The following is a 15,357-nucleotide window of genomic DNA, read 5'->3' as shown; positions in this document are numbered from 1 at the left end:
AAAGTTTTTAATGTCTATCGACTAATTACCTAACTGCTTTACAGCAAGGTATGCCATTAGGCCAACGCTTTGCTCCAGGGCGCTTTCTTCAACATCAAACGTTGGGGTATGTACTGATGACGTAATACCGCGGCTTTCGTTACGTGTGCCCAGGCGATAAAAGCAAGAATCCGCCACCTGCGAGTAGTAGGCAAAGTCTTCGGCGGCCATCCAGATATCCAGGTCGATCACGTTCTCTTTACCCAAATAATCCTCGGCATGGCCGCGGGTGCTGGCGGTTAGCTTTTCTTCATTGATCAAAAATGGGTATCCCCTTATGATATTGAATTCGCAACTTCCACCCATACTTTCGGCGATACCTTCTGCCATTTTTTTGATCTTGATATGGGCCTCAGAACGCCATTTTTCGTCCATAGTTCGGAACGTACCTTCCAAATAAACTTCGTTTGGTATAACGTTGGTTGCGCCGTTAGCGATCACCTTCCCAAAGGATAATACCGACGGACTTTTGGGGTCTGCAGAGCGGCTTACAATAGTTTGCAGGGCAGTAATAATATGCGCGGTAATTACTACCGGGTCTACGTTCTGTTGTGGTTGCGCACCATGGCCACCCCTGCCCCTTACGGTGACATAAAGTTCATCAGTTGATGCCATATACTTGCCCGCGCGGAAACCTACTTTACCTGCGTCTATAAGCGGCATAACATGCTGCCCTATTACGGCCTGTGGTTTTGGGTTTTCTAACACACCCTCCTGGATCATCAGGCTGGCACCACCGGGTAGTTTCTCTTCTGCCGGTTGAAAAATGAACTTAATAGTACCGCCAAATTCACCTTTAAGATCGGTTAAGATCTTAGCAACACCCAGTAATGATGAGGTATGCACATCGTGCCCGCAAGCGTGCATTACACCCGGGTTTTGAGATTTATATGGAACATCATTAGCTTCCAATATCGGCAGGGCATCCATATCGGCACGGAGGGCAACTACCTGGTCAGACGGTTTGTCGCCTTTTAGCAGGGCCACCAAACCGGTATCGGCCATTTTATGATATTCCAGCCCAAGTTCTTCCAGCTTATTTGCCACAAACACCGATGTTTCTACCTCGTGGAAAGACAATTCGGGGTGCGAGTGCAAATGCCTGCGGTTAGCCACTACATCATCAAAAATATCTTTTGCTATTTGCTGTATTTTTTCTTTAATCATTAGTGATAACCGTTTTGGGTGGATTGATTTTTTCTGAGATAATAAACATTACCGGGAACCATGGCTTCAGTTGTTCCTTCATACTCTCCGCTTCAATACGTGAACGAAAATCGCCCGCACGTACTTTAAAGTTTGGCTCTTTGTACACAATATAGGTACGCATTTCCGGGAACTCTTTATTAAACTTGGCCTGCGCATTAAACGCCGAGCTACGGTTGCTACCACTATAGATTTGCACGCGGTAACCGTATGATGATGTGTACCCCCTTGAGCCACCGCCGCCTTTATTAAGCGTTGCCCGCTTGGCTAACAAGGTATCAAAAAATGGTGGTGCCACTACCTGTACCTTGCCACGGGTAGTTTGTGCCGATGCCCCGAATGTGGCCAGTAGCAGCATAAAAAAAAGCAATATTTGATGAGGCTTATCGGAGCTTTATAATCAAACATTGCTTTTTTCATTTTTAGTAAATTTTTTATTAAAGCCCTCCCTTCCGGGGAGCGTTGGGAGGGGCTAGTTATTAATTCATTCCCAGGCCGTGGCAGCTTTTGTATTTTTTGCCGCTACCACATGGGCATGGGTCGTTCCTGCCTATTTTTTGCTCAACCTTTACTGGGGTTGGTTTTTGTATTTCGCGGGTGTCTTCCATCGGCATGCCGTTAGCTTCGCTTACCAGTTCGGGTTTTGAAGTACGCATGTTTTTCAGGTCGAGTTTTGGCTGAGGTTTTGCCTCGCGCACCTGTTCAGGCTCCTGCTGAACCGGGATACCCCCCCTAAACAGGAAGCTAACCAGCTCTTTGTTCACGTTTGATAACATCTGGCGGAACAATTCAAAAGCCTCAAACTTGTAAACCAACAGCGGGTCTTTTTGTTCGTAAACCGCGTTTTGTACAGACTGCTTTAACTCGTCCATTTCGCGCAAGTGTTCTTTCCAGGCATCATCGATCAAGTAAAGGGTAACGTTTTTCTCAAACGATTTAAATACCTCTAAACCTTTATTCTCAACCGCTTTTTTCAACGGTACCGATACCTGTAAACCGTGGATCCCATCAGAGAAAGGCACTACGATGTTCTCCACATACTGGCCACGGGTATCATAAACGTCTTTTATAACCGGGTAAGCCTGTTGGGCAACAGCTTCTGCTTTACGTTTGTAAAAGTCTGTTACTTCTATGAAAGTGCTTTCTACAAGATCAAGGATAGATGTCGCACTAAACTCTTCTGCATTTACCTGCGTATCTAACGAGAACAAACGGATAACTTCCATTTGGAAACCCTCGTAATTGTTGCCCTCTTTGTATTCGGTAACCACATCTTCAATTACATCAAAAATTGTGTTACTCAAATCTACGTCAAGGCGCTCGCCAAATAACGCGTTCTTACGTTTGGCGTAAATAACGGTACGCTGCGAGTTCATCACATCGTCATACTCCAGCAAACGCTTACGGATACCAAAGTTGTTCTCTTCTACTTTCTTCTGCGCGCGCTCTATAGATTTTGAGATCATGGAGTGCTGGATAACTTCGCCCTCTTCGATACCCATGCGTACCATTAGGTTGGATATCCGCTCTGATCCGAATAAACGCATCAGGTTATCCTCTAACGATACAAAGAACTGAGACGAACCCGGGTCACCCTGCCTACCTGCACGGCCACGCAACTGCCTGTCTACACGGCGGCTTTCGTGGCGTTCGGTACCTACAATGGCTAAACCACCGGCCTCTTTTACATTTGGCCCTAATTTTATATCCGTACCACGGCCTGCCATGTTGGTAGCAATAGTTACAGTACTTGTCTGTCCCGCCTCGGCAACAATGTCCGCCTCTTTCTGGTGCATTTTGGCATTCAGTACGTTGTGTTTGATACCACGAAGCTTAAGCATACGGCTCAATAACTCCGAGATCTCTACCGATGTTGTACCCACCAGTACCGGGCGACCGGCCTGCGTTAGTTTTACAATTTCATCGGCAACGGCATTATATTTTTCGCGGATGGTACGGTAAACCAAATCCTGCATATCTGCACGGCTGGTTGCCGTATTGGTTGGTATCTCTACCACATCCAGTTTATAGATCTGCCAAAACTCACCAGCTTCGGTAACGGCGGTACCTGTCATACCACAAAGTTTGTGGTACATCCTGAAGTAGTTTTGCAGCGTTACAGTCGCGAATGTTTGTGTAGCATCCTCTACCTTAACATTTTCTTTAGCCTCGATAGCCTGGTGTAATCCATCAGAGTAACGGCGGCCATCCAATACACGGCCGGTTTGCTCATCAACAATTTTTACTTTACCATCATCAAGGATGTATTCGGTATCTTTTTCAAACAGGGTATAAGCCTTAAGCAATTGGTTAACCGAGTGGATCCGCTCAGATTTGATAGAAAAATCGCGCATCAGCTCATCTTTCTTAGCTATCTTCTCTTCTGCCGGGGCGTCAGATTTTTCGATGTTAGCGATCTCGGTACCTACGTCAGGCATCACAAAGAAGTGTGGATCTTCGCCCGATGCTGTGATCAATTCGATACCTTTTTCAGAAAGCTCTACTGAATTGCTTTTCTCATCAATGATGAAGAACAACTCCGAATCGACCCTTGGCATTTCTTTGCCCTGGTCCTGCATGTAGTGGTTCTCTGTTTTTTGCAGAACGGTACGGTTACCACCCTCGCTCAGGAACTTTATTAATGCTTTACTTTTCGGTAATGCACGGTGCGCACGTAATAATGCTAAACCACCATCCTCAATGCCGGTGTTACCATCATTGATCGCCTTTTTGGCTTCGTTCAACACGGTGTTTACGTAAGCTTTTTGGGCGTTAACTAAACGCTCGATACGCGGTTTCAACTCATAAAACTCATGCTCATCACCACGAGGAATTGGGCCGGAAATAATAAGCGGTGTACGCGCATCATCAATTAATACCGAATCGACCTCATCCACCATGGCATAGTGCAGTTTGCGCTGTACCAGTTCTTCGGGGCTGCGTGTCATATTGTCACGCAGGTAATCAAAACCAAATTCGTTATTGGTACCAAAGATAATATCGGCTAAATAAGCTTTACGGCGTTCTTCAGAGTTTGGCTCGTGTTTGTCAATACAATCAACCGCCAAACCGTGGAACTCGTATAATGGGCCCATCCACTCGCTATCGCGTCGTGCCAGGTAATCATTCACGGTTACAATGTGTACACCCTGGCCTGCAAGCGCGTTAAGGTAGGCAGGCAGCGTGGCTACCAACGTTTTACCCTCACCTGTGGCCATCTCAGATATTTTACCCTGGTGCAATACAATACCACCAATAAGCTGTACATCGTAATGCACCATGTTCCAGGTAACCTCGTTGCCGGCAGCCAACCATGTGTTATGGTGGGTAGCTTTATCGCCTTTAATGATAACGTTACCTTTTTTAGCGGCAAGTTCACGGTCGAACTCGGTAGCGGTAACCTCAATCGTTTTGTTTTCGGCAAACCTGCGCGATGTTTCTTTTACCACGGCAAATGCCTCCGGTAAAATATTCGCTAAAATATCTTCAAGTTCTTTATTGCGGTCTTTCTCCAGCTTATCTAACTGTGTGTACAGGGCAACCTTTTCGCTCACCTCCATACCCAGTTCGGTTTCGGTACGGGTTTTTATAGCCTGTATCTCGCCGTCGATACCCGCAAGGCCGGCAGCAATAGTTTCTTTAAATTCTATGGTTTTGGCCCGTAACTCATCATTACTCAACTGATCAAGCTTGGCATAAGCAGCTTTAACTTTCTCAACTATCGGCAAAATGCCTTTAACGTCTCGTTCTGATTTGCTTCCAAAAAGCTTACTGAAAAAATCTAACATATTGTTTTTATATAATGCACCAAACTCAATAATTGCGCCAGTGCAATTTTAAAGTCATTTTGACATGCAAAGGTACTATTTTTTGCTTTTACAGAGGGTATCAAGTAGCAAGTATCAAGTACATAGACGGGATTTAATGACAAAAAATTTAGAAAAGTATTCTTGATACTTGATACTAATTACTTGATACTCCAAAAAACCTATATTTGCACACATGAACATCCTGATCCTTGGTTCGGGCGGAAGGGAAAGCGCCTTCGCCTGGAAAATTTCACAAAGCCCAAAATGCGATAAACTTTTTATTGCACCGGGAAATGCCGGCACCGGCCAGTATGGCACCAACGTTAACCTTAAAGTTACCGATTTTGAAGGTATTAAAGCCTTTGTTTTGGCTAACGATGTTAAAATGGTTTTGGTTGGCCCCGAGGAACCGCTTGTAAAGGGCATCCACGATTTTTTCCTGGCAGATGAGCAGCTGAAAAGTATCCCGGTTATTGGCCCGCAGCAGGAAGGTGCCCAACTGGAAGGCAGCAAGGATTACTCCAAAGCGTTTATGCAACGCCACAACGTACCGACCGCGGCATCGCGTACGTTTACCCGCGATACTTTGCAGGAAGGTTTTGACTACCTGGCTACCACCGGCCTGCCCGTAGTTTTAAAAGCCGACGGACTGGCAGCCGGCAAAGGTGTTTTGATATGCCTTACGCTTGAAGAAGCCCGCCAGGAACTTTTAGAAATGCTTACCGAAGCCAAGTTTGGTGATGCCAGCTCTAAAGTGGTGATAGAACAATTTTTACAGGGAATAGAACTTTCGGTTTTTGTGATGACCGATGGCACCAATTATAAGATACTGCCCGAAGCTAAAGACTACAAACGTATTGGCGAAGGCGATACCGGTTTAAATACAGGTGGCATGGGCTCGGTTTCGCCGGTGCATTTTGCCGATGAGGCATTTATGCAGAAGGTGGAGCAAAGGGTCATCATCCCTACCGTTGAAGGTTTAAAAAAAGAAGGCATCCCTTACAAAGGGTTTATTTTTATAGGCCTGATGAATACCCACGGCGAGCCATGGGTTATTGAATACAACTGCCGCATGGGCGACCCGGAAACGGAAAGTGTAATGCCACGCATCGAGTCGGACTTTGTAGACCTGCTTTTAGGCGTTGCCGAAGGTAACCTGAACGAGAAAGAGCTCATCATCTCCAAAAAAACCGCGGCTACCGTAGTATGCGTTGCAGGCGGTTACCCCGGCGAATATTTAAAAGATAAAACCATCAGTGGGATTGAAAACGTGCGCGATTCGCATGTATTCCAGGCGGGTACCAGTCTGGTTGGCGAAGATGTACAAGCAACCGGCGGCCGTGTGTTAGCGGTTACCAGCCTGCAGGATAACATGTTTGATGCCCTGCAACAAGCCACTGCCGATGCCGCACGCATTTATTACGACGGTGTTTACTTCAGGAAAGATATAGGGTTCGATTTGTTATAGTCAGGAAGTCCAATATCCGAAAGATGGACAAATAGTTTTTAAAATAGGAAGTCCGAAAGTTTTAGCTACAAAGCTTCTTCTTTCGGACTTTCTGTCTTTACCGACTTGCGGACCTGAAATTATATTTTCCCGAACAATTCAGCAAGTTTGGCTTCCAGGTCATCACCTCTCAAGTTTTTGCCGATGATCTTGCCGTTAGGGTCAATTAAAAAGTTTTGAGGGATAGCGCGTACGGCATATTCGCCAGCAGGGCGGCTTTTCCAGCCTGCAAGGTCAGATACTTGCGTCCACTCCAAGCCATCTTTTTGGATAGCGCCAACCCATGCACCTTTAGCACCTTTGCCATCAAGCGATACGCCAAGGATGGTGAAGTTCTTAGTTTTATAGGCATTGTATGCTTTTACCACGTTAGGATTTTCCTGGCGGCAAGGACCACACCACGATGCCCAAAAATCAACCAATACATATTTACCGCGGAATGATGACAGGCTAACTACCTTGCCTGATGTATCAGCCTCAGCAATTTCAGGCGCGGTTGCGCCTAAGGCAACAGCTTTCATTTTTGGCAATAATTCGCCAAATGCTTTACCACCTGCCGAAGCTTTAATAGCCGGAGAAAGTGAAGTATACAAAGGCTCAATATCCACATAATCCGAGCTGTAAGCAAGCGACTGCAAAGCATTCATGCTCACATAAGAATCCTGATGGCTTTTAATAAATTTTTGGTTGATAGCTTTCTCCTGAACTTCAATAGCTTTTTCGGCTGCTTTAGCTTGTTTGACAAAGGCATCAGATTTTTGATCAGCTTCAGGGGTAGCTTTTTCTTTGGCTTCCATGGCTTTGTAACCATCGTTAACCGGTTTTAAAGCCGCCTGGTATTGTTCATTTTCGATGTTAGATTTTGTACCGGTAACGGTTGCCTTGATCAGTTCATCAGCAGTGGTAACCGTGATAGTTCCCGGTTCAATGTAAATGGCTTTGTAATCTTTAGAAGCATTCATGCTGTTACCTTTGGGGTTAAGCAATAAATAGCCCTGGCCGGGTACATCGGCAGCAATACCCTCAAATTTGAACGCGCCATTTTTAAGCACCACAGAGTCCATAATGGTTTTGCCTTCTTTACGGTATTGAATGTAGGCTTTAGCAGGTGCATTGTAGCTCCCCAACTTACCCTGTACCGTAAATTTTCCGCCTTGCGCAAAAGCAAGCGCCGGCAAAAGCACAAGTGCACTCAATGTTATTTTTTTCATAATTACAGTCAGTTTTATTGACGCCTAATATGAGGTTATTATACTTAGAATCAAATTTTACCAAGTAACTTTTCTAACACAGCATCCAGTGCATCGCCGCGTAAGTTCTTGGCAACAATTTTACCTTCGGGGTTTATCAGAAAGTTTTGGGGGATGGATTGCACGCCGTATAAACTCGCGGCAAGGTTGTTCCAGAATTTAAGGTCGGATACTTGCGTCCATGTCAAGCCGTCATTTTTAATAGCAGCCAACCATGCCGATTTACCATCGGCCTTATCAAGCGATACACCAAGCACAGTAAAGTTTTTCCCTTTGTACTTATTATACATTTTTACCACGTTAGGGTTTTCCTGCCTGCAAGGGCCGCACCACGATGCCCAAAAATCTAACAGCACATATTTACCACGGAATGATGACAAGCGCACAGGTAAGCCATTCACATCATTCTGCGAAAAATCTGGAGCTAAAGCGCCGATAGCGGTGATATTTAATGCATCGATAGACATTTTCAACTGCTTCCCGCCTTCAGACTTTTGCAGATCGGCAGAGAGCAGGTTATACAATGGCCCTATCTCGGCAACATCCGGGTTTGGGCCGGCAACGCTCGATAACGCTAACAAGCTGATATAACTTGTAGGATGTGTGGTTATAAAATTCTTGATCACGCTCTTCTGCTCGTCCTGCAATACCTTGTATTTTGCCTGCATTGCATTCTGGAAAGCAGGAGAGCGTTGCTGCCCGGCAGTGGCCTTTTTGCCTTCTTCAGTTACTTTTTGGGCTTTATCAATAATAACCTTTAGCTGCGCTTTTAAGCTTTTGTTATCATCATTTATAGGCGAGCCAACGACATCCGCGGTAGCGATAGAATCTTTACCGCTTACGCTGATAGTTCCCTTTTCCAGGAAAAAGCTTAAGCCATCAGCAGTTTTTGAAGGGCCGCCATCCGGGAAGTTTTGTTCCACATATTTGGTGAATCCCAGGTTTCTATGGTCGATGAACAAAGACGCGGTAACCGGGTCCATAATAACGCCCTCAAACTTAAATTCGCCGTTAACTATGGTTGCAGAATCTGTTTGACTGTTAGCACCAAGGTAATAAACTAAGTAAGCTGTTGCAGGGCCTTTAATGTTTGTCAGTTTGCTTTTAACGGTAAAAGGCTGCGCGTTTTGCGCGTAGGCCAAAGCCGGCAAAAATGCCGCTATGGTGAAAAGAAATTTCTTCATTTAAATTATCAGTAAAGTACAATAACGTGTAAATACCTAATCAATTGCAGGTTAGTTCAATTTCTGGTAGGTACGCCACCAAAGGTCGGGCATTTCGCCAGATACGGCAGTTTTGTAATCCTCGTACCGGCATGGCACCAGGTGGAAGCGCTCGTTTTTGGAACCTCCTGTTGGGTAAGGCACCTGCATCCACCAGCGGTCGCTTTTTTTACTTTTTACAAACACCAGTTCGTGCTCATCATGCGTAAGGCTGGTTTTGTAAATAAGGTATTGTGATTTGGGATTGAGCGGAAAATCGCGCTTTCGGTTGTAAACACCATCGATAAAATACCAGATCATTTGCGATAGCAACATTGCCGTTTGACCGTTGGTATCGTAAGCCGGGTTAAATTCGTAGAACCCTATCGATGTAAGTTTATCGTTAAAGCCTGCATAGCGGCAGATCTGGCAGGCCTCTTCGCCGTAAAACCCGTTTGGCTTGGCATTGGCATTACCGGCCGCATCTGATGAGCGGATGGCCCCCATATCAAAGCTAACCATGTTGGCGTTGCGGATAATTGGTTCTGCTACCGCGATGTTTTGGGTAAGCTCGCCAAGGCGATGTACATCAAAATAAAGCTTATCCATCACCCGTAAACTGTCCTGGTTTACAAAGTAGGTTTGGTAGCCCAGGTTGCTGTAATTGAAAAGATAATTAGGCTCGTGCAGGATCACTTTATTCATGTACGATGCCGAGGTGGTTTCGATGGTTTCGCTTAAGCCGTCATCATCAAGGTCCAGCTGCGAATCCACAACCAGCATATCTACTTTCTGCTCCAGTTTTTCGTAACCGAGGTATTGGGCGTAGGTAAGATCCTGCCCGCCACCTATGATCAACGGGATAATATCTTTTTTGATAAGCTCTTCTACAACCGTTTTAAGGGCATAGTAGGTATCAATCACGGTTTCGCCACGGGCGATGTTACCGAGGTCGACTATTTTAGTGTTGTAACTGCCCTCATTTAGCAGGTAAAGTTTCTCGCGTACGTAATCGGGGCCTAAAGCGCAGCCGGGGTTATTTACTGCGTTTCGGTCATCAAGCACACCGATAATAGCGATATCCGTTTTTTGTTCAAGATCGGGGAAGTCAACCGAGTGATGGTTAATTTTATCACCAAGCTGGCTGGTGATATATCCATTCTTTGGCGTGATCTTTTTAAGATCTATGGGTGTAAAAAAATCGGCTAAGGACATTTTTTGATTTGAAAATGTATGGATTTGAAAACTTGAAGATGCCTTTCAATACGCTCAACAAACATATTAATTTTCAAATTCCGAATTTGATTAATCTTCAAATTACTTTTGTGCACTTTTACATTTTCAAATCAACTCATTTTCAAATTTTCAAATAATGATTCTTGTTACGGGTGCGACAGGTTTTTTAGGGGCCGAATTAGCGAAAGAACTTATCCTACGCGGAAACAAGGTTCGTTGCACCAAACGTGCATCATCAATCATTCCTAAAATACTGGAGCCTTTTGTCGACAAAATCGAGTGGGTTAACGCCGACCTGATGGATGCCGCCGCTTTGGAAGATGCCTTAGAAGGTATTACACATGTTTACAACTGCGCAGCCTTTGTATCCCTAAAACAAGCCGACAAAGAGGCGATGATCCGTACAAATGTGCGGGGAACGGCCAACCTTGTTGACCTTTGTAACGAAAAAGGCATCCGCATGGTGCACACCAGTTCGGTAGCTGCGGTTGGCGAGGCTAAGCCCGGCGAATTGATCACCGAGAACCACCACCTGGATTCATCAACCGAAACGGATGGCTATGCCATATCAAAACTGGAAAGCGAGATGGAAGTTTGGCGCGGCATTGCCGAGGGATTGGATGCTGTAATTGTAAACCCAACCATCATTATAGGCGTAAGTGCCGGGACCACAGGCAGCGGACAGATCTTTGAAACTGTACGCAAAGGCCTTAAATTTTATACCGGCGGCACTATTGGTTTTGTAGATGTGCAGGACGTTGCCAAATGTATGATAGCCCTTATGGAAACCAACCTAAGCGGCGAACGTTACATCATAAACGCCGAAAACCGCCCTTACAAACACCTTTTTAAAGAAATTGCAGGATGCCTAAATGTACCCGCCCCTAAAACCCTTGCCAAGCCGTGGATGATGGAACTAGCCTGGCGTGGCGCATCTTTTATAGGATTGTTAACCGGCAAAGCCCCCGCTTTGGATAAAACCAGCGCACGTGCGGCATCAAACAGCCGCGAGTTTGATAACAGCAAAATAAAGCAAGCCATTGGTTTCGAATTTAAACCGGTTAGTGAAACGATAAAGGAAGTTTGCCAGTCATTGGGTGGTTAGTTATTCTACGCTGTCGTTTTAAGCCAAATGTTCACGTTCACGTTTGTAAACACACGAGGATTTTCACAAAATTCTAATAATCAGACATTTGAGGTTTTGACTACTGACAAAATAGTACCGCCATCATGTGTAAGTTTTTTGTTATCATGTTATCTACTACGCAGTAACTCGACAGCGTTAAGTTTATTCATTGCCGTCGCATTTATGGACGGAATTAAATAGCGCTAATTGGCTTTAGCCTAACCCTTCTTCATTTTGGCTAAAGCCAATGTTTTTGTTTTGTTATCCGTTGACTGAAGTCAACGGCAATGAATTTGATTATCCTAATCAGATTGATTACCTACCCAGCCATAACCTTACCCGCCTTTGAAACGCTTAATGCTTCAAGTTTTTGATGTAAAGATGCGGCCTGGAATGGTTTAGAAAGGTAATCGGTCATGCCGGCTTCTTTTATTTTATCATTAATATTATGGGAAACCGATGCCGTTAACGCAATGATGGGTATGCGGGATTTTGTTTTATCATTTAAGGCACGGATTAATTGCGTAGCCTGGTAACCGTTCATTACGGGCATGTGCAGGTCCATCAGTATCACATCAAAATCGCCTTCTTTAAGCTTTTTAACGGCCTCCATGCCATTGTTGGCTACTGTAGCGTTTATGTTCCACTTAGATAAAAGCTTAACCAATAATAGCGAGTTTACCGAGTTATCCTCGGCAATAAGGATGTTAAGGCCTTCGAGGCTACTGTTCATCACCGTATGCAACGATACCGGGTTTGTTTTTCCTTTATATAACTCAAACTGAATAGGAAATGAAAACACCGAACCCTTTTTTTGTTCGCTCTTCAGTTCGATAACACTATTGAATAATTTTAACAGGCGTTTTACAATGGCAAGGCCAAGCCCTGTGCCCCCATAAAGGCGGGTGGTATCTGCGGATGCCTGTGTAAACGGGTCAAATATCACCTCTTGCCTGTCCATTGGGATGCCGATACCTGTATCTGATACGGAGAAGTTAACGGTTACATGGTCATCAGATCTTTCTTCGACCAAGGCTTTCACACTCACCTGTCCGCTTTCGGTAAACTTAATGGCATTACCGGCAAGGTTGTATATGATCTGCGTTAAACGGGTTGGATCGGTAACTATCCATTGGTCTTTTAGCTGCTGATCCACATCCAGCACCAACTGATACCCTTTCTCGGCAGCCTTATGCTGCAGGCCCGAGCATACCTTATGCAGCATAACCGGCAGGTATACCGGGATGGACTCTAACTCTATCTTATCGTTTTCACCTTTGTTGTAATCCAGGATATCATTAACAAGCGTAAGCAAACTGGTGGCCGAAAACTCCAGGATATCCAGGTTCTCGGTTTGCTCTTTGGTGGCGGTATCTTTTATCAGGCTGGTCATACCTATAACCGCGTTCAATGGCGTACGCAACTCATGCGACATGGTAGACAGGAATACCGAGCGCGATTCGGCCAGGGCCTTGGTTTCGGCAACAGTGGCTTGAAGCCGCTTGTTCAGCTCTTCTTTCTCGTTCACGTTATCCCTAAAGGCCTTATAAAACAGATAGTGGATGAGCACGATCGTAATAAAATTCAGGAAAATGATCACCTCAAAACCAGGCGATGGCAGTTCGTAAGTTACCCTATTAAGGTGCCATTGCGACCTATTGGTAACCACCTGGCAATACATAACCGGCGCTATAGCAAACACACTGTATACAATGGCAAACCGGTTGTTGATGAGGCAGTACCCAACAAAAGTCACCATAAATACAAACTGCACGGTAACCAGGTTAAGGTTTTGGTTAAGAATAATGAGGTTAGACCAAATGCCGAACACACCTGATAATATGATTGTGTGCGCCACAATGCCGATATTATCCGGCTTATACAGTAAATACTTAGTAAGCCCTACGTACAATACAAAAACAAAGGCTATACGGTATAGCTGGTGGCCCTGTATGGCATCATAAGCCAGGGGCATCAGTATCACAATTTTTAGCAGGGTAAGCAGTAGTGTGGTGTACACAATTTTTATCCGTGCGCGCTTAAGGTTGTCGGGTTCGCGGAATAAAACCTTTTTTATCGAGAAATTAAAAAAAGGTATAGGAGCATCCATGTATCAGCAATTAGGCAGGCATTTGCTTTATGAAGCTAATTTACCAAAAATATTGCTCTACAATACTGTTAATCAGTAATAATTGAATTTTTAACATCAAGTAGTTTGATGAATAAAGTAATGGATAATTTATTTAACCCGCAGTAATTATTTACGAAGTTTCAGCAACACCACATTCTCTACATGCTGGGTATGCGGAAACATATCTACCGGTTGTATTTTCACCGTGTCGTATTTTTCCTTTAGTATCAGCAGGTCGCGGGCCTGGGTTGCAGCGTTGCAGCTTACGTAGACTATTTTGTCTGCTTCGATCTCCATCAAACGGGCAACCACATCGGCGTGCATCCCGGCGCGTGGCGGGTCGGTGATGATAACATCTGGTTTGCCGTGCTCCACCACAAAATCGTGCACCAGCACATCCTTCATGTCGCCGGCGTAAAATTTGGTATTGCTGATATTGTTGATCTGCGAATTTACCTTAGCATCTTCAATAGCCGATGGCACGTACTCTACCCCTACTACTTCGCGCACATGGCCGGCAATAAAGTTAGCTATGGTACCGGCACCGGTGTAAAGGTCATACACCAGTTCGTTGCCGGTAAACCCTGCAAAATCTCGCGTTATTTCGTACAGGCGCAGCGCCTGTATAGAGTTTGTTTGATAGAACGATTTGGGGCCAACCCTAAAACGCACCACATTGCCATTGGCAGCAGGCATTTCTTCGTGGATATATTCCGGGCCTTTCCAAGCTATCACTTCCTGGTCAAAAATGGTGTCGTTCATCTTTTGGTTAAGGATGTACAACAGCGATGTGATCTGCGGGAAGGCTGCATCCACATAGTTCATCAGCAGGTTTACCTGCTCTTGGTCCGCGTGAGCGAAAACTACGATAACCATTATCTCGCCGGTAGACGAGGTACGGATGATGAGGTTACGCAAAGCCCCCGTATGGGCGCGGACATCATAATAACTGATGCCATTCTCTTTGGCAAAAGCGTTGATGCTGTTCCGCAGATCGTTTGAAGGTTCGGCCTGCAGGTAGCAATGGTTAATGTTCAGGATCTTATCAAAACGGCCGGGGATGTGGAAACCCAGTGCATTCATATCAAGCGTTTCGTCTTCGCGGCTTTCGCCGTCGTACAGCCAGCGCTTGTTAGAAAAAGTATATTCCAGCTTGTTACGGTAATATCTATCGGCAGGCGATGGCACAATAGCGTCCATATGCTCAACATCTATTTTGGCGATGCGGGTTAAAGCATCGTGCACAGCCTTTTGTTTAAATTTAAGCTGTGCCTCGTAGGTCATATGCTGCCATTTGCAGCCGCCGCAGGTGCCAAAGTGCTCGCAAAAAGCAGGCACGCGGTATTCTGATGGGGTGATAAGTTTGATGATCTTGGCCTCGCCAAAGCTTTTTTTGCTGCGGTAAACCTCTACGTCGGCAACGTCGCCTGGAACGGCCTTTTCAATAAACAGCACAAAATCTTCGGCTTTGCCAACTCCCTTGCCTTCTTCGGCAATATCAATAACAGTTACGTTCTCGAAGAACTTAGGTTTTTTTGCAGATCTACTCATCAGGCTGCAAAGTTAAACGTATTTATTAATTTTTAGAATGGCGAAGTTTGGTTAGGGAAATTTAACCACAGAGAACACAAAGAAAACCACAAAGGACACGGAGATTTAGCTCATAGCAATTTACTTAGCAGCGAACTGCTTAAAGCAATTAAGTTAATTGGTTCAGATAAAGAGGTTGAGGATATTGTTCCAGAAGTTATCCGGTTCTATACTCCCCAAATCTATCTCTATTTCGAACTGCTCATCAATAAGCTCCGAGAATTCAATTAGTTCCTGGCTCATAGCAATGTAGATTATTTT

General features: G+C 44.9%; 10 protein-coding genes. 2 read left to right on the top strand and 8 right to left on the bottom strand.

All coding sequences use genetic code 11. The annotated features are described in order from the left end of the window. Positions 1–21 precede the first annotated feature (21 nt). The 3 genes from RHM67_RS03995 to secA form a co-directional block, all read right to left on the bottom strand. Complete coding sequence (locus tag RHM67_RS03995; RefSeq protein WP_322230771.1) at positions 22–1,206, bottom strand: M20 family metallopeptidase; 1,185 nt, start codon at positions 1,204–1,206, stop codon at positions 22–24. Beyond that, positions 1,199–1,603, bottom strand: coding sequence for an SPOR domain-containing protein (locus RHM67_RS03990; RefSeq protein ID WP_322230770.1), 405 nt, complete (start codon positions 1,601–1,603; stop codon positions 1,199–1,201). The genes RHM67_RS03995 and RHM67_RS03990 overlap by 8 nt, the downstream gene beginning before the upstream one ends. 121 nt (positions 1,604–1,724) lie before the next feature. Then, a complete protein-coding gene (gene secA / locus RHM67_RS03985) occupies positions 1,725–5,033 on the bottom strand; it encodes a preprotein translocase subunit SecA (RefSeq protein WP_322230769.1) in 3,309 nt (1,102 codons plus the stop codon). Between the two features lie 214 nt (positions 5,034–5,247). Here secA and purD point away from each other — a divergent pair, with 214 nt between their 5' ends. Further along, positions 5,248–6,522: a phosphoribosylamine--glycine ligase gene (gene purD, locus RHM67_RS03980; RefSeq protein ID WP_322230768.1), complete on the top strand. Its 1,275-nt coding sequence runs from the start codon at positions 5,248–5,250 to the stop codon at positions 6,520–6,522. A 119-nt stretch (positions 6,523–6,641) separates the two neighbouring features. On the opposite strand, the gene RHM67_RS03975 is transcribed toward purD, so the two are convergent. The 3 genes from RHM67_RS03975 to RHM67_RS03965 are packed head-to-tail and all read right to left on the bottom strand — an operon-like array spanning position 6,642 to position 10,228. Then, positions 6,642–7,772 (bottom strand): TlpA disulfide reductase family protein, encoded by a 1,131-nt coding sequence (locus RHM67_RS03975; RefSeq protein WP_322230767.1) that lies wholly within the window; start codon positions 7,770–7,772, stop codon positions 6,642–6,644. Positions 7,773–7,822: 50 nt separating this feature from the next. Then, on the bottom strand, positions 7,823–8,995 hold the full coding sequence (locus RHM67_RS03970; protein ID WP_322230766.1) for a TlpA disulfide reductase family protein: 1,173 nt from the start codon (positions 8,993–8,995) through the stop codon (positions 7,823–7,825). A gap of 51 nt (positions 8,996–9,046) precedes the next feature. Then, positions 9,047–10,228 (bottom strand): formimidoylglutamase, encoded by a 1,182-nt coding sequence (locus RHM67_RS03965; RefSeq protein WP_322230765.1) that lies wholly within the window; start codon positions 10,226–10,228, stop codon positions 9,047–9,049. A 157-nt stretch (positions 10,229–10,385) separates the two neighbouring features. On the opposite strand from RHM67_RS03965, the gene RHM67_RS03960 reads away from it, so the two are divergent. After that, the gene (locus tag RHM67_RS03960) at positions 10,386–11,354 is read left to right on the top strand and encodes an SDR family NAD(P)-dependent oxidoreductase (protein ID WP_322230764.1); all 969 of its coding nucleotides are present in this window, start codon (positions 10,386–10,388) and stop codon (positions 11,352–11,354) included. A gap of 340 nt (positions 11,355–11,694) precedes the next feature. Here RHM67_RS03960 and RHM67_RS03955 read toward each other — a convergent pair whose 3' ends face one another. Both RHM67_RS03955 and rlmD read right to left on the bottom strand, forming a co-directional pair. After that, positions 11,695–13,485, bottom strand: coding sequence for an ATP-binding protein (locus tag RHM67_RS03955; RefSeq protein ID WP_322230763.1), 1,791 nt, complete (start codon positions 13,483–13,485; stop codon positions 11,695–11,697). A gap of 147 nt (positions 13,486–13,632) precedes the next feature. Beyond that, positions 13,633–15,057 carry a 23S rRNA (uracil(1939)-C(5))-methyltransferase RlmD gene (rlmD, locus tag RHM67_RS03950; RefSeq protein ID WP_322230762.1) on the bottom strand — a complete coding sequence of 475 codons (1,425 nt, stop codon included), beginning with the start codon at positions 15,055–15,057 and terminating at the stop codon, positions 13,633–13,635. Positions 15,058–15,357: the final 300 nt, after the last annotated feature.

The sequence above is a fragment of the Mucilaginibacter sp. 5C4 genome, assembly GCF_034345625.1.
Taxonomy (GTDB): Bacteria; Bacteroidota; Bacteroidia; order Sphingobacteriales; family Sphingobacteriaceae; genus Mucilaginibacter; species Mucilaginibacter aurantiaciroseus.
This window is presented reverse-complemented; position numbering and strand designations above follow the sequence as displayed.

Coding starts and splice junctions, on each gene's coding strand:
- RHM67_RS03975 (WP_322230767.1), bottom strand. CDS start 7,772: ATGAAAAAAATAACATTGAGTGCACTTGTGCTTTTGCCGGCGCTTGCT.
- RHM67_RS03955 (WP_322230763.1), bottom strand. CDS start 13,485: ATGGATGCTCCTATACCTTTTTTTAATTTCTCGATAAAAAAGGTTTTA.
- RHM67_RS03970 (WP_322230766.1), bottom strand. CDS start 8,995: ATGAAGAAATTTCTTTTCACCATAGCGGCATTTTTGCCGGCTTTGGCC.
- RHM67_RS03965 (WP_322230765.1), bottom strand. CDS start 10,228: ATGTCCTTAGCCGATTTTTTTACACCCATAGATCTTAAAAAGATCACG.
- RHM67_RS03995 (WP_322230771.1), bottom strand. CDS start 1,206: ATGATTAAAGAAAAAATACAGCAAATAGCAAAAGATATTTTTGATGAT.
- RHM67_RS03990 (WP_322230770.1), bottom strand. CDS start 1,603: ATGCTGCTACTGGCCACATTCGGGGCATCGGCACAAACTACCCGTGGC.
- secA (WP_322230769.1), bottom strand. CDS start 5,033: ATGTTAGATTTTTTCAGTAAGCTTTTTGGAAGCAAATCAGAACGAGAC.
- rlmD (WP_322230762.1), bottom strand. CDS start 15,057: ATGAGTAGATCTGCAAAAAAACCTAAGTTCTTCGAGAACGTAACTGTT.
- purD (WP_322230768.1), top strand. CDS start 5,248: ATGAACATCCTGATCCTTGGTTCGGGCGGAAGGGAAAGCGCCTTCGCC.
- RHM67_RS03960 (WP_322230764.1), top strand. CDS start 10,386: ATGATTCTTGTTACGGGTGCGACAGGTTTTTTAGGGGCCGAATTAGCG.